Origin of the sequence: Bryobacter aggregatus MPL3 (genome assembly GCF_000702445.1) — a bacterium.
GTDB lineage: Bacteria > Acidobacteriota > Terriglobia > Bryobacterales > Bryobacteraceae > Bryobacter > Bryobacter aggregatus.
Genome location: NZ_JNIF01000003.1, coordinates 1839308 through 1862148, shown reverse-complemented (window position 1 = coordinate 1862148; position 22841 = coordinate 1839308). Strand labels below are relative to the sequence as shown.

Annotated in this window: 22 protein-coding genes; 13 read left to right on the top strand and 9 right to left on the bottom strand. The window is 58.0% G+C overall.

Annotation, left to right across the window (positions count from 1 at the left end):
• Nucleotides 1-3 precede the first annotated feature (3 nt).
• Complete coding sequence (locus tag M017_RS0108835) at nt 4-708, top strand: RNA polymerase sigma factor (RefSeq protein WP_051669699.1); 705 nt, start codon at nt 4-6, stop codon at nt 706-708.
• Nucleotides 709-747: 39 nt separating this feature from the next.
• Nucleotides 748-1290, top strand: coding sequence for an anti-sigma factor (locus M017_RS0108830; RefSeq protein WP_031497443.1), 543 nt, complete (start codon nt 748-750; stop codon nt 1288-1290).
• On the opposite strand, the gene M017_RS0108825 is transcribed toward M017_RS0108830, so the two are convergent.
• Entirely contained in the window at nt 1271-2347 is a 1077-nt protein-coding gene (locus M017_RS0108825) for a radical SAM/SPASM domain-containing protein (protein ID WP_031497441.1), read from the bottom strand. The genes M017_RS0108830 and M017_RS0108825 overlap by 20 nt on opposite strands.
• A 74-nt stretch (nt 2348-2421) precedes the next feature.
• Between M017_RS0108825 and M017_RS0108820 the strand changes: the two genes are divergently transcribed.
• The 3 genes from M017_RS0108820 to M017_RS0108810 are packed head-to-tail and all read left to right on the top strand — an operon-like array spanning nt 2422 to nt 4922.
• Entirely contained in the window at nt 2422-3807 is a 1386-nt protein-coding gene (locus M017_RS0108820) for a deoxyribodipyrimidine photo-lyase (RefSeq protein ID WP_051669697.1), read from the top strand.
• A gap of 7 nt (nt 3808-3814) precedes the next feature.
• Nucleotides 3815-4705: a TIGR01777 family oxidoreductase gene (locus tag M017_RS0108815; RefSeq protein ID WP_031497438.1), complete on the top strand. Its 891-nt coding sequence runs from the start codon at nt 3815-3817 to the stop codon at nt 4703-4705.
• Nucleotides 4706-4712: 7 nt separating this feature from the next.
• Nucleotides 4713-4922 carry a hypothetical protein gene (locus M017_RS0108810; protein ID WP_031497437.1) on the top strand — a complete coding sequence of 70 codons (210 nt, stop codon included), beginning with the start codon at nt 4713-4715 and terminating at the stop codon, nt 4920-4922.
• Between the two features lie 6 nt (nt 4923-4928).
• Here the strand turns inward: M017_RS0108810 and M017_RS0108805 are convergent, their stop codons facing one another.
• The 4 genes from M017_RS0108805 to M017_RS0108790 are packed head-to-tail and all read right to left on the bottom strand — an operon-like array spanning nt 4929 to nt 8585.
• The gene (locus M017_RS0108805) at nt 4929-6212 is read right to left on the bottom strand and encodes a HEAT repeat domain-containing protein (protein WP_155121315.1); all 1284 of its coding nucleotides are present in this window, start codon (nt 6210-6212) and stop codon (nt 4929-4931) included.
• Nucleotides 6187-7032, bottom strand: a complete 846-nt coding sequence (locus tag M017_RS0108800) for an MqnA/MqnD/SBP family protein (protein WP_031497434.1) — start codon at nt 7030-7032, stop codon at nt 6187-6189. Before M017_RS0108800 ends, M017_RS0108805 begins: the two co-directional genes overlap by 26 nt.
• A gap of 57 nt (nt 7033-7089) precedes the next feature.
• Nucleotides 7090-7437, bottom strand: a complete 348-nt coding sequence (locus M017_RS26440) for an Hpt domain-containing protein (protein WP_080507586.1) — start codon at nt 7435-7437, stop codon at nt 7090-7092.
• Nucleotides 7438-7496: 59 nt separating this feature from the next.
• Nucleotides 7497-8585: a hybrid sensor histidine kinase/response regulator gene (locus M017_RS0108790; protein WP_051669695.1), complete on the bottom strand. Its 1089-nt coding sequence runs from the start codon at nt 8583-8585 to the stop codon at nt 7497-7499.
• A gap of 149 nt (nt 8586-8734) precedes the next feature.
• Between M017_RS0108790 and M017_RS0108780 the strand changes: the two genes are divergently transcribed.
• Nucleotides 8735-9520, top strand: coding sequence for a ComF family protein (locus M017_RS0108780; protein WP_155121314.1), 786 nt, complete (start codon nt 8735-8737; stop codon nt 9518-9520).
• Nucleotides 9517-10080 carry an HNH endonuclease gene (locus M017_RS0108775; RefSeq protein WP_051669690.1) on the top strand — a complete coding sequence of 188 codons (564 nt, stop codon included), beginning with the start codon at nt 9517-9519 and terminating at the stop codon, nt 10078-10080. Before M017_RS0108780 ends, M017_RS0108775 begins: the two co-directional genes overlap by 4 nt.
• A 101-nt stretch (nt 10081-10181) precedes the next feature.
• Here M017_RS0108775 and M017_RS0108770 read toward each other — a convergent pair whose 3' ends face one another.
• Both M017_RS0108770 and infC read right to left on the bottom strand, forming a co-directional pair.
• On the bottom strand, nt 10182-10844 hold the full coding sequence (locus M017_RS0108770; protein WP_080507585.1) for a PEP-CTERM sorting domain-containing protein: 663 nt from the start codon (nt 10842-10844) through the stop codon (nt 10182-10184).
• A gap of 237 nt (nt 10845-11081) precedes the next feature.
• Entirely contained in the window at nt 11082-11690 is a 609-nt protein-coding gene (gene infC, locus M017_RS0108765) for a translation initiation factor IF-3 (protein WP_051669689.1), read from the bottom strand.
• Between the two features lie 403 nt (nt 11691-12093).
• On the opposite strand from infC, the gene M017_RS0108760 reads away from it, so the two are divergent.
• From M017_RS0108760 to M017_RS0108740, 5 genes are read left to right on the top strand one after another with little or no spacing between them, the layout of a single operon-like run.
• Nucleotides 12094-16194, top strand: a complete 4101-nt coding sequence (locus M017_RS0108760; protein ID WP_031497420.1) for a PAS domain S-box protein — start codon at nt 12094-12096, stop codon at nt 16192-16194.
• Nucleotides 16195-16210: 16 nt separating this feature from the next.
• Nucleotides 16211-16381, top strand: coding sequence for a Trm112 family protein (locus M017_RS28600; RefSeq protein WP_080507583.1), 171 nt, complete (start codon nt 16211-16213; stop codon nt 16379-16381).
• 3 nt (nt 16382-16384) lie between these two features.
• Nucleotides 16385-17296 carry a glycosyltransferase family 9 protein gene (locus tag M017_RS0108750; RefSeq protein WP_031497418.1) on the top strand — a complete coding sequence of 304 codons (912 nt, stop codon included), beginning with the start codon at nt 16385-16387 and terminating at the stop codon, nt 17294-17296.
• On the top strand, nt 17293-19110 hold the full coding sequence (locus M017_RS0108745) for an ABC transporter ATP-binding protein (RefSeq protein WP_031497415.1): 1818 nt from the start codon (nt 17293-17295) through the stop codon (nt 19108-19110). Before M017_RS0108750 ends, M017_RS0108745 begins: the two co-directional genes overlap by 4 nt.
• Nucleotides 19111-19115: 5 nt before the next feature.
• Nucleotides 19116-20009 (top strand): YicC/YloC family endoribonuclease, encoded by an 894-nt coding sequence (locus tag M017_RS0108740; protein WP_051669686.1) that lies wholly within the window; start codon nt 19116-19118, stop codon nt 20007-20009.
• Here M017_RS0108740 and M017_RS0108735 read toward each other — a convergent pair whose 3' ends face one another.
• Together M017_RS0108735 and M017_RS0108730 are read right to left on the bottom strand one after the other, a co-directional pair.
• Complete coding sequence (locus tag M017_RS0108735) at nt 20010-21857, bottom strand: ABC transporter ATP-binding protein (protein WP_051669684.1); 1848 nt, start codon at nt 21855-21857, stop codon at nt 20010-20012.
• A 30-nt stretch (nt 21858-21887) separates the two neighbouring features.
• On the bottom strand, nt 21888-22256 hold the full coding sequence (locus tag M017_RS0108730; RefSeq protein ID WP_031497409.1) for a response regulator: 369 nt from the start codon (nt 22254-22256) through the stop codon (nt 21888-21890).
• A gap of 90 nt (nt 22257-22346) precedes the next feature.
• On the opposite strand from M017_RS0108730, the gene M017_RS0108725 reads away from it, so the two are divergent.
• Nucleotides 22347-22838, top strand: a complete 492-nt coding sequence (locus M017_RS0108725) for a pyridoxamine 5'-phosphate oxidase family protein (RefSeq protein ID WP_031497407.1) — start codon at nt 22347-22349, stop codon at nt 22836-22838.
• Nucleotides 22839-22841 lie beyond the last annotated feature (3 nt).

The following is a 22841-nucleotide window of genomic DNA, read 5'->3' as shown; positions in this document are numbered from 1 at the left end:
ATCATGCTTGCCATTCACACCATCGACGAATCTACGGCCTTCACCACCGCCCACGTTCCCATGCTGGAACCCGAGCTGTCACCGACCGCCGTCGAGTCTGACCCAATCGCCCAGGACCGTATCGATTGGGCTGCTCTCGTCATCCGAATCCAGCTAAACGAGGACGCTGCGCTCGAAGAGCTTTACGCGCTGTTTTCTCGTGGCATTAAATTCCTGATCGTCCGCCAACTGGGGCGGCAGGACATTGAAGACCGTGTGCACGACACCTTTGTCACTGTCGTGCAGTCCATCCAGCGCGGCGACCTGCGAGACCCTGCCCGCCTCATGGGTTTTGTTCGCACTATCGTTCGCCGCCATATCGCCAATTTCATTGGAAAGAACTACACGCGCCGCCGTGACGAGTTGTTGAGCGAGAATCAGTCCCAGTTTCCCGACACCCAACTCACACCGGAAGAAGTGGCGATCCAAACCCAGAACGCGAAGATCATGGAGGAGGTTCTCCGCACGGTCTCCCGTCGAGACCGGGAGATACTCACCCGCTTCTATCTGCTCGAGCAGTCCCAGGAACAGATCTGCGCCGAGATGGAGTTGAACGAAACGCAGTTTCGCTTGCTCAAATCGCGAGCCAAGCAACGTTTTAGCGAAGAAGGACGGCGCCGGATGGCGAAGAATAAATTAAGATCACTATTCTTGAGAAAAAGTTCTTAACCCCCGCACTATCCGGAGACAACAAATTGGAGTCGGACCATGGAAGAGCAACACATCAGCGAGGAAACCCTCGAGTTATACTCGCTCGGTCGCCTGACTTCCCCGGAGGAAGTCGAGGCATTGGAAGATCACCTCTTCCTTTGTAAGCATTGCCTTTCCAGGCAGGAAGAAATGGATGAGTATGTCCACGCGATCCGCGCGGCAATAAAACCCGCTGCCCGCCCTCCGAAAAAGGCAAACTCAAAAGGTTATTTACCCATGGCGATCGCGGCCAGCGCGGTCCTGATCCTCTTTGTTTTCAACAATCGGGCACCTACTATAGTGGAATTGACGGCGCTGCGAGGCGGCACGGAACTGGCTGCTCCAGCGGCCACCCCCCTTTCGGTGAAAGTCGACAGGACGGGGCTCGACTCCAGCGCAGCCGTGCAATGGGAATTGGCCGATAGCGCACTCCAGGGCACCCTGGTGCAAAGCGAAGCCAATTTGCAGTTGCCGGCGCTGGCGAAGGGGCAGTACTGGCTTCGTTTGCGCGATCCCAAGTCTGGAGAGTTACTGCGCGAGTTCAGTCTCGCTGTTCGCTGATCTGCACCAGATCGCTTGCGGCAACCGGCTTCTGTTGCGGCTTCAAAAGCTGCACGGGCAACTTGCGCCAATAGGCAAGCTTTTCAACCCAGGGCAGCAGCTTCCGCACGGTCTTGCCATGAAAAATCAGGCTGCCCGCCACCAAAAGCGGGTGTGGAATCGCCGTGCGGCACTTGCTGCAGATTTCGATCTCGCCAGCCCGGCCGCTTGTATGGAAGGCGCGCATGCGTTCCATCTCGGCGGAATTCCAGATCTCCCGCAGTGGCGCCTCGCCAATGCGGCCAACCGGTTTGCCGTCGAGCATATAGCTCTGGCAACACGGATAGACATCCCCGTTCTGCTTCACATACATCGGCCCACGCCAGAGATAGTGGCAAGGATGGGTAAAATCCCCCGGCGCGTGCCCCCCGTCCGGGCTCATCAAGTCGGTCTCATCGGCCTTGACACGTGTCTGATCGACGCCAGGAACCGTCTGCCAGAACTGCTCAAAGGCTCCCACCTCGTCCCAGTTGCGCTCCATCCGCACCATCTGGACCACTACCTGGAGTTTCGATTTCATCGCGGCCTTCATCTTGGCGAAACGGACAAAGTTGTCTCGCACCCGGTCGAACTTAGCCCCCTTGCGATAGAACTCGAAGCTCTCCTGGGTTGCGCCGTCAAAGCTTAAGGTGATGTGTTCAAGAGGCGTCTTGAGCAGACGCTCGGCGGCCTTTTCGTCGAGAAGAGTGCCGTTGGTCGACAGCAAAGTTGAAATCTGATGCTTCTCGCAAAACTCGATGCGATCGAAAATCTTGTTATCGAGCAAGGGTTCCCCCAGCCCAATCAACATCATGTGCTCCGCGCTCTGGCCGCTCTCCACCACCAAACGCTCGAAGACTTCGTCACTCATGTCTTCTTTGGGCTGCTTGTGGGTCTCGCGCGGACACATCGGGCAGTAGATGTTGCACTTGGCCGTCGTCTCGACAATGTACTCGACCGGCAAGGCGTTCAACTTCGACTTGCGTCGCAGATAACCCCAGAGCAGGCGAGCGCGATTCAGCGCGCGCATCGGAATCATTCATTGTACCGTTTCGATGCGACGCGTCATCATTACCGTGATTGACTTCTCCTGCCTTTGAACGAATCCGTCCGTTGAACGACGCCCCCCTCCGGCGCAACGCGCAGTATGTCCTGTACTGGTCTCAAATGAATCGCCGCACCACCGCGAACCATGCGCTGGCTCATGCGATCCACCTGGCCAATCAACTCAAGCTCCCGGTCCTGTTCTATGAAGGACTCACCTACAGCTACCGGCAAGCCAATGACCGCATCCATCGCTTTGTGCTCGAAGGGGTTCCCGATACCGCGGCCGCGCTCGAAACGATGGGTATCGGCTACGTCTTCTATCTGCGGCAGACTCCGCAGCAGCCCAACGATATCCTCTACCGCCTAGCCAGCAAGGCGGCAGCGCTGGTCACCGACGACTACCCCACCTTCATCGCCGCTGCACACAATGCCCGGGTCCCGCAGAAACTCGACATTCCTTATCTGGCTGTCGACTCGAGTTGTGTCATTCCGATGAGCAAGTTCGAGAAGCGCGAATATGCGGCCTACACGATTCGTCCCAAGATCCAGCGCCTGCTCCCCAGCTACCTGAAGCCCTTCGAGATGCCGCGGCCTCATTTTCGTTGGAAGGCGCCGATTCCGGAGTTCCACGTCCCCGTGCACGCGGACCAGTTTGCGGCACTCGTCGCAGCTTGTGCGATCGATCACAGCGTTCCGGCCTCCACTACTTTCCGGGGTGGCGCCACAGAAGCCAGGCGGCGCTTGCGATCTTTTCTCACCCGCAATCTGAAGCGCTATGCGAAGGAGCGCAATCAGCCCGCCGCGCATGCCACTTCCAATCTGAGCCCTTACCTGCACTTCGGAATGATTGGAGCGCTGGAGGTGGCCGTCGAGGTGCAATCCTGGGCGGCAGAACACGATCTCTCCAGCGTCGAATACCTCGAGGAGATGATCGTCCGGCGGGAGCTGGCCTTCAACTTTGCCCGCTATGCGGGCGAGCAGGTGGAATCGCTCTCCTGCCTCCCGGATTGGGTGCGCCACACACTCGCCGCGCACGCGGGTGATGAGCGGGATCCGCAATACACCAGGGCCCAACTCGAGGCCGCAGCCACCTACGACGACATCTGGAATGCCACGCAGAAGGAGTTGCTGCTGCGTGGCAAGATCCACGGCTACTACCGCATGTACTGGGGCAAGAAGATCATCGAGTGGTCCCCCACCTACCAGGAAGCACTCGACACGATGATTTTCCTACACGATCGCTATGCGCTCGACGGGCGCGACCCCAATACCTACACAGGGATTCTCTGGTGTTTTGGCTTGCATGACCGGCCCTGGGTCGAGCGTCCCATCTTTGGCATGCTGCGCTACATGAGCTATGACGGAATCAAACGCAAAACCGACGTCGCCTCTTATCTGCGCGAGATTGCCTACATTGAGCAGACCGGAAAAGATCCGTTTGCCCTAGAATAGGCTTTTCATGCGGATCACACTGACTGGCGCCACGGGCTTTCTGGGTCAGAGACTGGTACAGCGTCTGAGCGCAGATGGTCACTCGCTGCAGCTCCTCACGCGCAAGCCCCTCACCGGCCTGCCAGCACAGGTGGAGAGCTTTCTGTGGGATCCGCCGCGCGTGGAGGCCCCGGCCGAAGCGCTCCAGGATTCGGACGCGATCATCCATCTGGCAGGCGCCCCAGTCAACCAGCGCTGGACCGAGGAAGCGAAGAGAGTGCTCCGCTCGAGCCGCATCGATACCACCCGTTCGCTGGTGCACAGCTTATCGACCATGGCCCGCCGGCCGCAGGTCCTGCTCAGTGCTTCGGCCATTGGCTTTTATGGAGAACGCGGTGATGAAATTCTCAGGGAAGACTCCAGTGCCGGGAGTGGATTTCTCGCCAGCCTCTGCGAGGACTGGGAGAAGCAGGCGGGCCTGGCGCGATCACTTGGAATGCGGGTGCGATGCCTCCGCACCGGAATCGTTCTCGGCAAGGAAGGCGGAGCGCTCCCCAGTCTGTTACCCGCCTTTCGCTTCGGGTTGGGAGGCAAGCTGGGAAGCGGAGAGCAATGGATGAGCTGGATCCATATCGAAGACTGGATCACGGCCGTGCTCCATTTGCTCGATCCGAGCCTCACCACCTCAGGCCCCGTGAATCTGACCACACCAAACCCGGTGCGCAATGCAGACTTTACAGCGACGCTTGGCCGGGTGCTCCATCGGCCTGCTCTTTTGAGTGTGCCCGTCTTTGCGCTGCGGCTGCTTTTGGGCGAAATGAGCTCGGTGCTTGTGGCGAGCCAACGCGTCTTACCCGATGCCTCGCTCGAGTTCCGATACCCGGCCCTCGAGCCTGCCCTCCGCGCCCTGCTACAATAAATTCGTTATGTCTATCCCGAATGTAAAGCGCTATCGGATCCAAAACGCCGATGGCACGCAGACAGCCACCATCATGGCTGTGCTTCCTAAGGATGCCGACGTGACTGCTTATCTTTCGGATGCTGCAAAGCGTTTCGATTGGAAGGCTTATGCCGATGCTCAAGCCAAGCAGTTCAAAGTCCGCGTCGGTCAGCAGAAACAGAAGAAAGCCAAATAGGCTTTTTCAGGGCAGCCTTGCACCTAGCGTGCGGGCTGCCTTGATTCCTTCTTGGGCAACGGCCGGGTCCCGGTCGTGTGCCAGTGCATCCACAACCTCTTTATCCTCCGCAGTTCCCTCCGCGGCCAAAATCCGGGCCAAACCAATCTTTTCTGCTTTTGTCGCTGCCGCTACCTTGAGGCGGAGCTCTTTGCGTACAGCCTCAGACCGGCAAAGTTCCCCGAGATAGGTCTTTGCGTAGTCGTTCCATGCCGCTGAATTCAACTGGTTGAACAAGTAGGTCAGCGGGCTGAAATCGCCCTGCCCCAGTTGCCCAAACTTCACCAGCGCAAAAGCCTGGCCGAGACGCGCGCGGGCGCTGTCGTCCCCCTGGAAGAGGGTCTGAATTCGGGATTCGGTGTCCGTTGCACCGATTCGTCCCAGGCCTTCGGCTGCAAAGCCACGCAGCGAGCCGTCGCGGTTGTCGAGGTTCTGCTCGAAAATGCCTTTGCTCTCCGGCGAACCGATCATCGCAATGGCTTCCAACGCTGCCGCTTTGCTCTTTGCCGAGCGTCCCCGCGAGAAGACTTCGGCCAAGTCCGGGAGCGCACCTTCGTTTTTGAAAATACCGTTGATGGAGATGGCGCGGCTCTGGATCTTGTCGTTCAGATCGCGCACGAGGAATACGGTTTCCTGCGCCGCGGCCTTGTCCCCGCTGGTCTCGATCGCACGCAACGCCGCCAGCATCATCCCATCGTCTTTTGTCTTGAGAAGAGGATAGAGATCGGGCAACGCGCTCTTGGCGCGAAGCGTGCCGAGCGCCTGGGCGGCATCGAGCTTGGCCTCGCGGCTGGCACCTTCCATCAGGACCTTGCGAATGGCATTGATGTCTTCCGGACGGGCAATGACAAAGGAATCGATCACGGGCTCTTCGTTCGAACGCAGAATCTTATCCCCAACCGCGCCCACCTTCGCCTTGATGCCCTGCTTGACGTAGCCCGGTTTGTAGAAATTGACGATCCCGGCAATGGAGAGGCGCTGGATGGCAGCCGAGCCATCCTGGCAACTCGTCCGGAGCGCGTCAGCCGCCTGTACGCCTCCTGCCTGGATCAAAGCTTCCGCCGCTGCGTAGCGGACCGAAACATCCGGATCCCGCTGGTAGGCTGCAATCGCAGGGACGGCATTTTGCCCCTGCTTGGCGAGCGATTCAATGTTCTTGATCTTGTCCTTCGGACGATCCTGCGCGGTCAACCCGCTGCAGAGGAGGACGACAGTGACAAGAGGTTTAACGTACAAATTCGAGTTGAACACGGTTTGGAATCAATCCTAGCTCATGCCCCATGTCGAGCATCATCTGAGCGGCCTTGGGGATCAATTCCCCGCAGTCCTCGGTATAGTGATTGACGTACATCCCCACGAACTTCTCGGCGAGCGGCTGCTCCATGTCACGAGCAAACTGCATCGCGTAGTTCAGGGCTTCTTCCTGGTTATCGAGCGAGTAGCGGATGCTCTCACGCATCAGGCGGCAGCACTCACTCTTGATCTCAGGGGGCAGATCGCGCAGGATCGCATTGGCTCCAAGCGGAAGCGGCAGGTTGAACTTCTTCTTCCACCACACCCCCAGGTCGAGAACCTTATGAAAACCACCCTTGCCGTAAGTCAACTGCGCTTCGTGGATCACCAAACCCGCGTCGGCATGCTTCTGCGAGACGGCATCGAGGATCTGATCGAAAGGAACAACAACAGCCTCAAAGTCAGGCTGTGCAATCCGCATCGTGAGATAGGCAGTGGTCATCTTGCCCGGAACCGCGATGCGCTTTCCTTTCAGATCGTCCGGAGACATTGGAGATTGGGCGACGACAACCGGGCCGTAACCATCACCAACACTCGAACCGGAGGCCATCAGTTGGTACTTGTCGGCGACGTAGGGGTAGGCATGATAGGAAATGGCCGTCAGGTCATATTCACCGAGCATCGCCTTCTGATTCAAGACTTGAATGTCAGAGAGTTGATGGACGAAATGGACCAGCGGACTGCGCAATTTCCGGGTTGCCAGCGCATAAAACATGTAGGCATCGTCTGAATCGGGGCTATGAGCGCAGACGATTTCCCGGGCTGAAGATTCTTCCATATGGGGCTGTGTCCAGTCTAACAAACAGGGCCACAAAAGTAGATTTTCGTTCGGGGATTAGGAGGCTTGCGCGATCGGACGCATCTCATCGTCCAACTGGCGAATGGCCTCATGCAAGCGCCGGAGACTCTCATTCGCATGGGACAAATCGCCCATTCGTCCCTGGCATTCCAGTTCAAAGGCCTCGCGCACCACGGCATCGGCGCCAAAGTTCGCAACCGCACCTTTTAGAGTATGGGCAGCCTGTTCCAAATGATGGGAATCCCCCTTCGTCACGGCCTCATTGATCGCCGTCAGACTGTTGGGATAGTCATCAAGGAAAATACGCACCAATTCCACGAGGAGTTCTTCGTCATCTCCCACGCGGGCTAAGGCTGCTTGTCGGTCAAATAACTGTGCTGGCACTGCGGCTTCTCACTTACCTAATCGCCAAATGCACGCTTATTCTTTACAGTGAACGCGCTTCAGGCGGTTTTTAGCAAGCCCTGTACGGCTAGTACCAGAGTATTCGGAGAGAAAGGCTTTTGCAAGGTGAGAGCTCCCTCCCCCCCTGCCTCGTTGACATAGCCCGAAATGAATACCACCTTGATGCCGGGATGGATGACTCGCACCAAACTCGCCAGATTCCGGCCTTCTCCGCGTTTTAGGTCTAGGTCTGTCACCAGTAAATCGATTTTGCGGCGCCCACGGGCCAGTTCGAGCCCACCTTCTTCAGTGGCTGCTTCCAGTACTTCGTAATGTCGTTGCTCCAGTACCCGTCGGATCAACGAACGCACTCCATCTTCATCTTCCACCAGCAAAATCGTGCCAAGCTTCGGTTTTGGTTGCACCAGTTCCTGTTTTGCCAGGCTTGGATCGTCGAATGTTGCCAACTCAATATGAAAACTCGTGCCTTCATTGGGGCGGCTATTGGCCTCAATGGTGCCCCCCCATTCCCGAACAATCTCATGGACCAGGGCAAGACCAATGCCTGTGCCCTTTGAGGCCTCTTTCGTGGTGAAGAAGGGTTCAAAGATGCGGGGCAATAACTCCGGGGGAATCCCGGTGCCGGTATCCTCCACCACCAGCCGGACCCGGCCAGCCGCTACCAGCGTGCGCACCAGAATCCGGCCTCCGACCGGCATCGCATCGCGTGCATTGACGATCAGATTCAACAGCACCTGCTCCATCTGGCTATGATTGGCGTAGATGAGGCAAGGCTCCGCGCTGAGCTCGTACTCGAGACGAACCGTCTCCCCCAATAAGCGGGTGAGCATATTGCGCATCTGCGTCAATTGCGCGTTGATATCGACACCTTTGCGCTCCACACTTTTCTTGCGTGAGAAGGCCAGCAACTGGCGGGTGAGGGCGGAGGCGCGTTCGGAGGCACGAAGAATCTCTTGTGCACTTTCCTGAGCGTTCTCACTCAGATTTGGTTCTTCGAGAAGCATACGGGTGTAGCCTTCGATCACCATCAGCAGGTTATTGAAGTCGTGAACGACGTTCCCCGCCAGGCGCCCTAAGGTTTCCAGCTTCCGGCGCTGTTGTTCGAGCTCGAGATTTTCAGAACTCATCTTGCGTTATCATAATAGCTTCAGGCTCAACCCCAAGGAGGTGGATCTTCGCGATCAACCTTGTTCGCGACCTCATACCTGCGACTCAGCCTCTGAAGAAACCGCTCCAAGCGGGCTCTCGAGGCAAACTGACGGCGGCGCATCAATTTGTGACAAGAGCCGCTGCGGGTGTCCTTGCGCTCACGTTTCCCGACGATTGTCGCATCTGTGGCATCCGCTTGACCGGCTTCCCCCCTTACCCCTTCTGTTCTTCCTGCCTCGCTTTTCCTGATTTCTCCCCTCCAGACTTCTTCTGCCTCCAGTGCTATTCCCCGTTCTATACGGAAGCCGCACTCGATCCCGATGGCCATTGCCGGCTTTGCCGCGGAGGCTTGACGCAGTTCGACGCCCTGTTTTGTGTCGGGCCCTATGAGGGCCGCTTGCGCGAACTGATCCATCACTTCAAGTACACTCCCATGGAACGCCTGCGGCAGCCGCTCGGCGCCTTTTTGCGCAATGGGCTCCCCCGCGATCTGGTTTTCGATTGCCTCAGCTTCATGCCGCTCCATCGCAAGCGGCAACGCGAGCGAGGCTTCAATCAGGCCCAGCTCCTGGCACTGGAAGTCGCAAAATCTTCTTCCCTGCCGGTTCTCGACCTCCTCAGCCGCACTCGCCACACCGAACGCCAGGCTGGCCTGAGTGGCAAGCAGCGCCGCGGCAATGTCCGTGGAGCGTTCGCCGCCAAAGACCCTGCACAAATCCAGGGCAAACGAATTCTTCTTGTGGACGACGTGGTCACCACCGGCGCGTCCGCCAATGCATGCGCTCTCACCCTTAAAGGGGCAGGAGCGTCGTTTGTCGCCATATTAGCTCTGGCTCGCGCCGATCGCAGAATCGGTATGGGACCAGAGGCTGCAATCGCTACGAAGCAGTTTGTGCAAGGAGCCGCCCGATGACCGAGAGATTTCCTGAACGACACAGTCCGGAGAGAAATGGAGCCGACCGGCTCCATAAGCCGGTACTGGTTTTGAACGCCAGCTTTGAACCGATTAACGTCTGCGCAGCCCGCCGCGCGCTCGTTCTGATTCTCAAGGGTGTTGCCATTGCCGAAGAACACAGCCAGATGCAGGTTCACTCCACGCGCAACGCTGTGCGATTGCCCAGCGTGATCCGCCTCCACGACTACCGCCGCATCCCGCAGCAAACCAGGTCGCTGTCGCGGAAGAACATCCTGATGCGGGATAAGTATACCTGCCAGTATTGCCTCAAAGTGACACCGGCCGGAGAGTTGACCCTCGACCACGTGCTCCCGCGCTCGCGAGGCGGCCCCAGCACCTGGGAGAATCTCGTGGCCTGCTGCCATCCCTGCAATAACCGGAAAGGCAATCGGACGCCGGACGAAGCGAACTTCCGGCTGCTGCGGCCTCCAAAGCCCTTCAGCCTGCACACCTCGCGGCATCTGATGCGCCTTCTCGCGCGCAGCGATGAGCAGTGGCGCAAGTATCTGTTTTATTGACAGGTGGCCATCAGAGCTCATCAGAAGGGCCACCCGCGGGTGGCCCTTTTCGCAATATGTGTCTCACGACTGGAGCGAGTCACCACCTTGCCCAGCGATCCCTAGCGGCGCCGGCGAAGCCAGCCAAGGGAAACGAGCCCAGTGGCCAGAAAGGCGAGCGTCGAAGGTTCCGGAACCGGATCGACGATGAGAATGTCGCTCACAATGGCGCCCGCATAGCCAGCCGACCCACTCTGATCCGTAAAACTCAGCTTCGCGCTGGTCGGACTCGCAACCGTAAAATAGCGCACGATCGGAGCATAGGGATTGTTCGCGCCATCGACGGTAAAAGTCTCATCGAAGAGCCCGGCAATCTGGACACGAATGGTGGCCGACTGCGTATTCAACAACGGCGATTGCTCCGTGCCGTCATTATGACTCCAACCACTGAGATTGAATGAAAAAGTATAGGATCCGGGAGTAAATAGGATGGCATTGATGGTTTCGAGCATCCCACGTCCATTTCCCCCGCCCCCGGTTGTATCTATGCAGCTTCCAGAAGGGCCGCAAAGATCCAGATAAGGATCCCCGGCGCCGATCAAATCCACTGCACTATTGGCCCCAACTACTTGAAACTGCGTCCCCGTCAACACCGTGGGCGCGTTTGGATCTAAGTGACTGTAATACCCCACCACTCCACCGCTAAAGTCTTCTGAAAAGGTGGTGGCCAGAACAGGCAACCCAGCCAGTACCAACATTCCCAGGACAGTTCCTATGTTACGCATAATCCTCCTGGGTAGAAGTATAGGGAAAACTAGTAGATCTACAAGTCCTGAATTCGAGTACTTTATCTTAGTACGTACTGCGATTTCCCAAGGAAAATAGTAACAATTAAGTAAGGATTACAAGCCACGTACTGAGTGGCGGTAGCCAGGAAGAAGGCTACTTTGCCATAAAAAACCGGTGAGCCCGCCATGTAGCGGGCTCACCGGTTTCTTTACAAAACTTGGATTGGATTCGACTTAGGCGTCGAGCTTAGGACTCGGAGCCCCAGCGGGCTTCTCTTTGGCCTTGGCCGGCGGGGCCTGGACCTTAATCGGACTCATGATGATGTGCGCATTCCGGCCTTCGAGCTTCGGCTGCCCCTCGACCGTTCCGACATCCTTCAGGTCTTCCGCAAAACGGAGCAATAACTTCTTGCCCAGATCGACGTGGGCGATTTCGCGGCCACGGAACTGCACGACCGCCTTCACGCGATTGCCTTCTTTGAGAAAGCGCAGAGCATGATTCTTCTTGAAGTCGTAGTCATGGTCGTCGGTGTTCGGTCGGAACTTGACTTCTTTGACCTGAATGACGTGCTGCTTCTTCTTCGCGTCGTGCGTCTTTTTCTTCTGCTCGTACTGCCATTGGCCGTAATCCATCGCCTTGGCGACGGGCGGCTCCGCTGTCGGAGAGACGAGAATCAGGTCGAGGCCCAGCTCCTGGGCGCGGCGAATCGCAGCCGGGGTGGCCATGACTTCCACTTGGCCATCTGGAAATACCGCACGTACTTCCTTGACACGAATGGCTTCGTTAACATTTTCTCGAATCTTGGGTAAGCGCCGGAAGGGGGGTCTGTTGTTTGGAAACATGCGCTTAGCGGGTGGGGCAGGGTAGTCCCTGCGACAGAATACAATTCAGCACTATACGCAATCTTAGCAGATTTCCCAGAAAAGAGTGCGCTCAAATGAAAGGACTTCTGTCCACCAGCCGGTGAGAGCCTGGTTGATCTCCGTCATGCCGGGGCAGAAGTGTCCCGAATTCGTTTGCCAGACTACCGCCAACAGAGATCCCGTAGTTGAATCTCGCGTGGCGTTGCAAGAATGAACTAAGGCCGGACTCTAGTACCTAACCGGAAGTACCGGAAAATTCTCACGCGAGTACTATATCGATAGAACTAAATCTCCATGGTTCTAACTCGTCCAGGACCCTTACAATCAACTCTGACCGGATCCTCACATGAATACAAAAGTCAGTCCTGGAGTATGGATTTTGATGGCCGCCGTCCTTGTCACCACGATCGGCGCCAGTTATTTTGCTTCGGCTTCGTTGCGGCATAACGAATCGAGGCGGGCAGAGAAACTCCTCGCAAGCGCCTCGGAAACACTACAGGACCGGGTGCAGACGGAGCTCGATGGAGAATCGACCGCCGTACAGCGATTGGCTTCCAAGTGGCAGATCCGGCCCGATATGCCCCGTCAGGAATGGGATTTCGACGCCAAGCAGATCCTCGAAGATCACCCCAGCCTACTCGCGCTGGGCTGGATCGAGAATCAGAATGCAAACAACGAAAACATGCAACCCGATGAAATGGTGCGGGATTGGAAGATCAGTTGGGCGCTGCCGCGCGTGTACGAACCGGCCGTGATCAAGCTCCACGGGCTGGTTGAGCAGAACCGGCTCGCACTGCTCGGCGAGGTGGTCAAGGACCGCCGCATGAAGATTACCGAGCCCATCTATGTTGCCGATCGAGGTAAGGTGTTTGCCGCTTATGCGCCCAGCCTTGTCGACGGCAAGATCAAAGGCGCCGTCGTCGGTGTCTTTCACATGCAAGTGCTGATGGACTCGATCTTTGATCGCATCCTGGCCAATGACTATTCCATCCAGTTGCTCGATGGCTATCAGGTGATCTACTCACGAGGCGAAGCAAAGAACCACGCCGCCGACCTTGAACATGACGGCAACATGAAAATCTTTGGCGCCGCCTGGCAGATGCGCCTGTGGCCCAACCCGGAGATCCGCAGAGCGAATGAGAGCATGGCCTGGCAGATTCTCTATGGCGGAGGAGTGCTGAGCTTTTTCCTGGCAGGGCTGGTTTGGTTTGTTGCGCGCCGGGGAGAAGTCTCCGCCATCTCCGTGATTCCTGAGAAGCGCGGGGAAACCGGCGATGTCCGCCGCAAAATCGAAGATCGCTTGCGCATCTGGGAGGCAGCTATTGCAAACGTGGATGACGCCATCTTTGTCGCCGAAAGCGAAAAGGTGATCGGGACTGGAACGCCGATCCTGTTTGCCAATGAGGCGTTTACCCAACTCACTGGTTTTCAAGCGGGAGAAGTCATCGGCAAGACCCCCAAGATGTTGTTGCAGGATGCCGGAGCCTCACATGTCGGCGCGACGCTGCACGAAGCGATGTTGAAGAATCAGCCAGTGGCCTCCAAGTTTCCGTTGTCTCCCAAGCAGGGTAGCCCGGTTGAGGTCGAGATGCGGGTGAAGCCGGTGCAGGATCCGCAGAACCGGACCACCCATTGCATTGTGCTGTTGAAGAAAGTAGAAAGAGCCCAGGAAGCAGTCACGGTGACGGAAACGGCGCCTCAGATGCACACCGCAGCACTGCTGGCATCGCTCCTGGCCGAGACGCCGCTTCCGGTGCAGGTGCTCGATGGAGCTGGCGCCGTGTTGGGCTGGAATCGCCTGGCCGCCGAGGTCACGGGCTGGAGCCACGAAGAGGTTCTGGGACAACTCACCCCAATCCCGGTGACCGTACCCCAAGCCGGCTTCTGGCATCGCCAGGATCTGAAGGCCACCCGCAAGGATGGGACACGCCTCGACTTGAGTGTCTGGACCGCTCCCCTGCGGGACCCGGCACAGGAATCGGCACCTGTCACCTGCTGGATGAGCTTCATGGCCGATGTCACAAGCGAACATCTGGCTCAGGAAGAACTGGCGCTGCGCGAATCAAGGTTCCGCGCGCTGGTCGAGAATGCTTCCGATATTCTAGCGGTGCTCGATCTCGATTCGACGCTGCAATATATCAACCCTGCCGTGCAGCAGGTCTTAGGCTATGAATCGACGGAACTCCTGGGCGCAAAGGCGCTCGAGTTGATCCAGGCCTCCGATGTTCCCGCCGCACAAAAATCCTTGGAAGAGGCCAGCCGTGGTCTTGGACCATCGCGTCCCCGTACGCTGCATGTGCGTCACCAGGACGGCAGTCTGCGCGAGATTGAAAGCGTCATCAGTCTGATCAAGGGCAGTTCGCTGGCGGTCATGAGCGCTCGCGATGTGACGGGCCGCTCCCGCTCCGACGTTCCGGAAGTCTCGCCAGCCTGGTTCCTCAATGCCGTGCAGGATGCGATTATCACCTACGATACGGAGTCGCGGGTGATCTGGATGAATCGCGCCGCCGAGGATCTCTACAATCTCAGTTCCGCTTTTGCGCAAGGCAAGACACTCGGAGAACTGCTACCCGATTGGCTACAGGTGCCGAGCCGCGACCAGATTCGCGAGGCACTCGATACAGAGGGCTTCTGGAAGGGCGAAGTCTCGAACTTCACGCCCAGTGGCCGCGAGGTGGTGCAGGACGTCTCGGTCACCGCCACCTACGATGCTGAACAACGGCGCATTGGCGCGGTCGCGATCCATCGGGATATCACCGAGAAGAAGTCGGCGATGGATGCGCTGCAAGTGGATGAAAAGACCAAGACGCTGAATGCGCTCGGCAACAGCGATGGACTCTGGGACTGGAATTTGCGCACCGACGAAGTATATTTTTCGCCCCGTTGGAAGCAGATGCTCGGATACGCCGATGAAGAGATCGCCGGGGATCTGGGCGAATGGTATCTGATGGTGCATCCCGATGATCTGACGCTGCTGAAGAACAAGGTCGCGATGCATCTGAAGGGGCAGACGGAGCACCTGGAGGCGGAATACCGGATTCGCACCAAGGACGGGCAGTACCGCTGGATGATGACCCGCGCCATGGCCATGCGCAACGCCGAAGGCGAGGCAACGCGGCTGGTGGGTTTGCAGATGGATGTCCACGAGCAGAAGGAAATGGACGAGCAACTGCTGTTTGAGGCTTTCCATGATTCGATCACGGGCCTGGCGAACCGGGCGCTGTTCCTCGATCGGGTGAATGGAGCGCTCGCCCGCAACGGCGCGGCCCAGCCCTTCAGCATTGCCTTTGTCGACCTGGAGCACTTTGCGCAAGTCAATGAGACGCTCGGGACCCGCGGCGGCGATAAGGCGCTGGCAGAAGCCGGACGGCGCATCGTCGAATCCTTACCCAAGGACAGTTTTGTCGCCCGCCATGGCAGCGATGAATTCGTGGCATTGGTCCACAACGCGGATCAGAAGAAGTTACAGGATCTGAGCGAGCTGCTGCGCTACCAACTCGCCAAACCCTTCGAGTATCAGGGTAAGACCGTGAGCTTCAAGCTGAATGCCGGGTTTGCCACAAGCCAGAGCCGCAGCTACTCCAATGGCGAAGAGATGTTGCAGGATGCTTCGCGGGCAATGGCGGCAAGCCGAACGGGCAAAACCGCTTCGCCTATCTTCACCCCAGAGTTGTCCGCACCGGCAGAGGCTCCTGCGGCACTGGAGGGCAGCAGTAATCTCGAGGCAGAGATGCGGCATGGCATCGAAAATGGCGAGTTCCGCGTCTTCTATCACCCGATCATCACGCTCGATACCGGCGAGATTGCCGGTGTCGAAGCGCTGATTCGCTGGCAGCACCCCGAGCGGGGTCTGATGACGCCGGGAGAGTTTCTGCATGTGGCCGAAGCCTCCGGTTTGATCCTCGACCTGGACCGCTGGATGATGCAGGAAGCCGTTGCCAAGGCCGCGGAACTGAATCACCGGGTGCGGCGCGCAGAACCACTTGTATTGACCGTCAATCTGTCGAGCCTGCACTTTGCGGAGGAAGATTTCACGGTCCAACTGGAAGCGATTCTGCTGGATTCCGACGTGAATCCTCGCTACCTGCGCATCGAGCTCAGTGAGCGCGTGGCGCTGCAGGGAGCAGATTCCGAAGTGATGTTGCGCAATCTGGGACGGCTGCGGGTGCAGTTGAATGTCGATGACTATCACAACAACGCGGACGGGCTGGCGCAGTTTGCCCGCCTGCCGATCGATCGAGTGAAGCTGGATTCGAGTCTGGTGCGGGGTCTTGCAACCGGCCGCAATCTGGAGAAGGTGCGGGCGATCATCGGTGCGGCACAGAGCCAGAATATGCAGGTGGTGGCCGAGGGAGTGGAAACGCTGGAACAACTGGCGGTTCTGCGGGAGTTGAAGTGCCATCTGGCACAGGGTTTCTACTTTACAAAGCCCGCTTCGGCGCACGATACCGAACGTTTGCTTGCCCGGAGCCCGCGCTGGTAAGCCATACTAGGGTTGGATGGCCATTAGTCAGGAACTCCTTGAAATTTTGATCTGCCCCGCGTGCCGGGGCGAACTCGAGCTGAAGCAAGACGGCTCGGGGCTCAAGTGCATTGCTTGCAAGCGCGTTTATCCAATCCGCGATGACATTCCAGTGATGCTCGTGGACGAAGCGAAAATCGAAGAATAGTCGATGTCCAGTCTGCTCGAGCGCCTGCCGGAACGCTCGCGCGTGGCGATCATTCGCCTGCGCTCCCTCGGAGACTGCGTCCTGGCAACACCGGCGATTCATTTGTTGAAATCATACCGGCCCGACCTGAAACTCTCTGTCGTCGCAGAGCCTCGCTTTGTGCCGGTGTTTGAAGAAAACCCGGATATCGATGACATCATCATGCCGAGTGCTCCGCTGCTGCGGCGCTGGCGTCCGAATCTGAGCATCAATCTGCACGGCGGCACGCGCAGTCTCTTTTTAACCACTGCATCTCTCGCACGCTACCGGGCAGGCTTTGCCCACTATCGCTATGCCCTGGCCTACAACATCCGCATCCCGCGTGCCCAGGAGATTCTGGGCGAAGAGCGCGTGGTCCATACGGCCGAGCACGCAGCGGCCGCGATGTTTCACCTCGGTGTGCCGAAGCAAGCTGTCCCACGGGCACGCTTGTTTAGCGCGAAACGCTGGCGCGATTCCGGGTATGCGGTGATTCATCCCTATGCCTCGGCGCCCGAGAAGACCTGGTCACCCCAGCGCTTTCTCGATGTCGCGGAGTTCATGCGCCGGGCTCTGCATCTGGAACCGATTTTCATTGGAGGGCCGGGCGACGATCCCGCCCCCTTCCGTCCCTGGCCGGTCGAGATCTCAACCGACCTCCGCAAGACAAAGTCACTGCTCGCCTCGGCCTCGCTCTTCTTTGGCAATGACAGTGGGCCGGCCCATATGGCCGCTGCGTTTGGACTGCCTGTGGCGGTGTTGTACGGACCTTCAAATCCCGACATCTGGGCTCCCTGGCGCACGGAATCGCAAGTGCTGCATTCCAGCGCCGGCATGGATGGCATCACTTCGGCACAGGCGGTAGAAGCCGTGTCGAGGCTCAAAGTGATTGCATGAAGCGAGTCATCCGCCTTGGCTTACATTACTGGCCGGCCCTGCTTGCCTCGGTGTTCTTCATGGCATTGGTGGGCCTTTGCCAAGCTTCGATGGCACTGCTGATCAAGCCGCTGTTTGACCGCGTGCTGAATCCCACGGCGGCCAAAGCCCCGATCCTCATCACAACAATTCCAATCTGGAAGCAGCCGATCTATCTCGACTGGTTTGTTCCCCCGCAGATCGAACAGGTCTGGACGATGGTAGCGTTTGCGATTCTGGCGGTCTTTGCACTCAAAGGGGTGAGCGATTATATCGGCAATTACCTTGTGAATTATGTCGGCTTCCGTTCGGTGACCGATCTGCGCCAACGCGTCTTTGAACATGTGTTGCGTCAGGATGCGAGCTTCTTTGAGGTGCATTCAACGGGCCGCTTGATGTCCTCGATCATGAACGACATCGAGAAGATCCAAGTGGCCGTCTCGCAGATGATGGCAGACTGGCTGCGGCAAAGCTTCACGGCCATCGGCCTGCTCACCGTGCTGATCGGCCACGATTGGAAACTCGCGCTCTTCTCGCTGACCGTGCTTCCGTTTGTGCTGATTCCAACCGCACGCCTGGGCAAAAGAATCCGCCGCACCACGCGCAGCGCGCAGGATGACGCCGCCCAACTGAATCACATTCTGCAGGAAGCCATCAGCGGGCAGCAGGTGGTTCGCAGTTTCAATGGAGAAGCGGTTGAGGCCGCACGCTTTGCGACCGCCGCAGCGGCGCTGCGCAAATCGAATCTGCGCTATGTCGCCCAACAGGCCATGCCGTCGCCGATCATCGAGTTTCTCGGAGCGCTGACGATTGTCGGTTTGCTGAGCTACGCGCGCACGCAAATCCAGGCCGGCGTCATGACCTCTGGCGAGTTCACCAGCTTTGTGATCGCATTGATGATGTTGTATGAACCGGTCAAGCGCCTGACTGGCATCCACAATATTTTCCAGCAAGCTACGGGTTCTGCCCAACGCGTGTTTGAGTATCTCGATCTCCCGCCCGGCGTTGCCGATCGTGCGAATGCAAAGGCACTGGCTCCCTTGCGGGAAGCGATTCGCTTTGAGGGCGTACATTTCCGCTATCCCACCTCTACCGAAGGACAGCCGGATATTCTGAAGGGCATCAATTTAACGGTGGCAGCCGGACAGATTGTAGCGCTGGCCGGCCCGAGTGGAGCCGGCAAGACCACCCTCGCCTCCCTGGTGCCACGCCTTTACGACCCCACAGCGGGCCGCATCACAGTAGACGGGCACGATTTGCGCGACGTCACGATGAACAGTCTGCGGAGCCAGATTGCGACCGTCGCCCAGGACACCTTCTTGTTTGACGATACCGTCGCCAACAACATCCGCTACGGACGACCGGATGCACCGATGGCCGATGTCGAGTCTGCCGCTAGAACAGCGCTTGCAGATGAGTTCATTGCGCGCATGCCCAATGGGTATGAGACGCGCATCGGCGAGCGGGGCGTGAAGTTAAGCGGCGGGCAGCGGCAAAGGCTGGCGATCGCCCGGGCGGTGCTGCGCAATGCGCCGATCCTGATTCTCGATGAGGCCACCTCGCATCTCGACGCTGAGTCTGAAGTCCTGGTGCAGCAGGCACTCGCCAACCTGATGGCACAGCGCACCGTCATCGTGATCGCCCATCGCTTATCGACCATTCGCCGCGCCAACTGCATCGTCGTCTTCGACCAGGGAAAGGTTGTCCAGAGCGGCACCCATGAGGAATTATTAGCGCAAGGTGGATTGTACGCACGTCTGCACGAGCTTCAGTTCCAGGAATCCGCTACGCTATAAAGCTCATGAGTATTCGCAGCATGACCGGTTACGCCCGCGTTCGGCGGAGCCTTCCGATCGGAGAATTGACCCTCTCGATCAAGACAGTAAATCACAGGGCACTCGACCTTCACTTCCACATGAGCAGCTTCTTCGACCCCCTCGAAGCAACGATGCGCAGCGCCACGCGGGCGTCCGTATCCCGTGGACACATTGATGTTCGCTGCTCGCTCCAGCGGGAAGCCTCGCAACAAGGGCTGGAAGTGAATCGGAAACTTCTGGCCGCTTATTGCGAGTTGTTCCAGGCCGTTGAGAAAGACTACGGTTCGATGGGAACACCGAACCTGAACGAGGCCTTGCGCTTGCCCGGCATGCTGGTCGAGTCACGCGAGGATGAGATTTCAGAAGAGTTGCAGGCCGCAATTGTGGAGGCACTCGACGCCGCACTCGTCGAGCTGAACCGGCAGCGCGAGCGGGAAGGCGCAGCACTGGTCCAGCAGATGCTGGCCTATAACGCAGGGATTCGCAAACATGCGGAGAGCGTGCGTGGGATGCGTGCGCAGATTCTGCCCCTGCTCAAGCAAAAAATTGAGACCAAGATTGCCGACCTGCTCGGCGGACAGACGATTGAACCCTCCAGGCTGGCCCAGGAAGCAGCCTTCCTGGCCGACCGCGGCGATGTGGAAGAAGAAGTCACCCGCCTGCTGACGCACTGCACACACCTCGACAGCCTGCTCGTCAAGAACGGGGAAGTGGGAAAGAAGATCGACTTCCTGCTGCAGGAGATGAACCGCGAGACGAATACGATTCTGTCCAAATCCAACAATGCCGGCGACTTTGGCCTGCAGATTACCGAGATTGGACTGGCGGTGAAAACCGAGATCGAACGCATTCGCGAACAGTCGCTCAACCTCGAATAACTACTGGTAGCTGGCGGCCTGGAGTTGGAAGAGCTGGTGGTATTGGCCACCAGCGGCGACTAGAGACTCATGCGAGCCCTCCTCGGCAACCTGGCCGTCGGCCAGCACCAGAATGCGATCTGCCATCCGGACCGTCGAGAAGCGATGCGAGATCAGCAGCGCCATGCGGCCCGCACTGAGGTTCGCCAGCCGCTCAAAGACTTCAAGTTCCGAGCGGGCATCGAGAGCCGCAGTCGGTTCATCCATCACAAGAACCTGGGAATCCCGCAGATAGGCGCGGGCCAGGGCGATCTTCTGCCACTCGCCGCCCGATAGATCGACACCGGCTTCAAAGCGCCGCCCCAGCATCTGGTTCAGACGCCCCTCCAACTTGTCGATTACGGGCAGGGCCAGGCTCTGCTCCGCAGCTTGGAGGATTCGTGGCTCATCTTCGAGACTTCCCCGATGGTTCACCTGCCCCATGGCGATGTTCTCGCGCACGGTCATGTCGTACTTCATGAAGTCTTGAAAGATCACCGCGATATTGCGTGTGATGTCCGCGGGGTCGTACTCGCGCAGGTCCACGCCATCCAGAAGAATGCGGCCTTCGGTGGGGTCATAGAGCCGCGCCAGCAGTTTGACGATGGTTGTCTTTCCCTGCCCGTTTTCCCCCACCAGCGCCACTCGTTCGCCTGGCGCCAGATGGAAATTGATGCCGTTCAGAATCAGACGGTCACTGCCCGGATAGCGATAGGAAACGTTCTCGAAAGAGAAGCCTTTCCGGATGGGTTTCGGAAATCGCTTGGGACGCGGAGGTGCCTGGATCTGCGGCTTTTCCTCGAAGAAAAGAATCAGGTCCGTAAGGAAGAGTGCTTCGTCAGCGGCGCCTGAGAATGTGGCAAAGAGTCCTTGTAGATTGTTTGAAGCTCCGGCGATGGCGCCTGCCAGAAACACCATCGTGCCCACGGTGATATTGCGTTCCAACGCCTGCCACATCACCCAGACATAGGCGCTGTAGTAGCCGCCAGCCGACACCAAGGCGAGCAAGCCTCCGGCAATCATCCGCTTGCGGGCCAGAATCCGGTTCTGGCGATAGATCATGTTCGAGAGGCGTTCAAAGCGCGTGGTGAAGAGGGCAGCCAGACCAAAAAGCTTCAGCTCTTTTGCAGACTCCTTACTTGCGCCCAACATCCGGAGATAGTCGATCTCGCGGCGGGCCCGGGTCTGGCGGAAGTTGAGAGAGTATCCAAGAAACGCAAAATGGCTCTCACCGGTGAAGGCAGGCAGAATGCAAAGCACCAGCAACAGCAGAAGAATCGGGGAATAGTAGGCAACGCTCAGACAAAAGCTGGTAGCGTGGATCGCTTGTTGAACGATGTCGCCCGCCACGCGGACCAACCGCACCCGATCTGTCGCCTGGGACCGGGCACGCTCCAGCCGGTCATAAAACTCGGAGTTCTCATAAGCAACCAGGTCGAGCTTGGAGGCATGTTCCATCACCCTCACGCTCAAGTAGCGGGTGAAGCGATCCGCGAGCAAGGATTCAAAGTATCCACTCGATCGCCCGGTAATGGCCGCCAGACAGGCGAGACCAAACTCAGCTCCGACCCACCACCAAAAGGCGTCTGGAACCGGGGCTCCATGGCTCGCCGCCGAGATGGCATCGATAATCCAACGCGACACGCCGAGCATGGCGATGGGAATCAGAGCCGAAACGGTGCGCGCCAGAACGCTCGCGATGCAAAGTGTTTTTCCTGCCTCCCACACCATAAAAAGGACCGGGGGCAGGTTTCGCACCGCCTGGAGGCGTGTCGCCCACTGCTGGCGCGTATCTTTAAAAGTGGCCTGGGCGGCTTCTTGTTGCGTCACTCCCCATCGCGTAGTGCAATTCAACCGCCATCAGGGGCGATTCAGCATTTGAGCAACGTAGGTACGAAGCATGGAGAGGTCAATTGGTTTCGGAAGAAAGCCATTAAAACCCGCTCCGAGCGCACGATCCCGCTCTGCTTTGAGGACGTGGGCAGTCACGGCAACGACAGGCAAATTCAGGAATCTGGGATGACTTCGCAGAGCCTGCAAGGCGCCGTAACCATCTAAGCCGGGCATCTGGATATCCATTAAGACAAGATCGGGATCAAATGCTTCGGCAGCTGCAACGGCCTGGTCCCCATCGGCCGCAGTTTTCAGCTCATACTTGGGCCCCGACAGCGCTTCCACCAGAAGCTCCCGGCTGAGGCTGCTATCGTCCACCACGAGAATGCGTTTCATACGCGTCATCCCTTCTATTGTCTTGGATGGCGGCCACCCGGTTGACGTTATGAAAAAAAACGTTGGCCTTCCACTTGCACCAGAACTGGTATGCAGAAAACGAACGAAGAAGCTTTGCAAAAAGTGCAAGAACTGGTCAAAGACATCAAGATTGCCATGCTGACGACGGTGTCAGAAAAAGGCACTCTCCATAGCCGCCCCATGGCCACCCGGGCCTTTGTTGGTTCCACCATCTGGTTCTTTGTCAGAGACGAGTCGGGCAAGGTCCACGAAATCTATAGCGATCCGCGCGTGAATATCTCTTATGCGGGCGCCGACACCTGGGTCTCGTTGTCCGGCACAGGAAGTATGATTCATGACAAGGAGCAGATCGAGCGGCTCTGGCATGACTCCCTCAAAATCTGGTTCCCGAAAGGCAAAAGCGACCCGGAAATCGCTCTCCTGCGAGTGAACGTGGAAACGGCGGAGTATTGGGATGTGCATTCCAGTGCCATGGTTTTGCTCTATGGTTTTTTGAAATCAAAATTGACTGGAGATGATCCGGGACCACAATCCGGTGAACACCAATCCGTGTCGATTTGATGT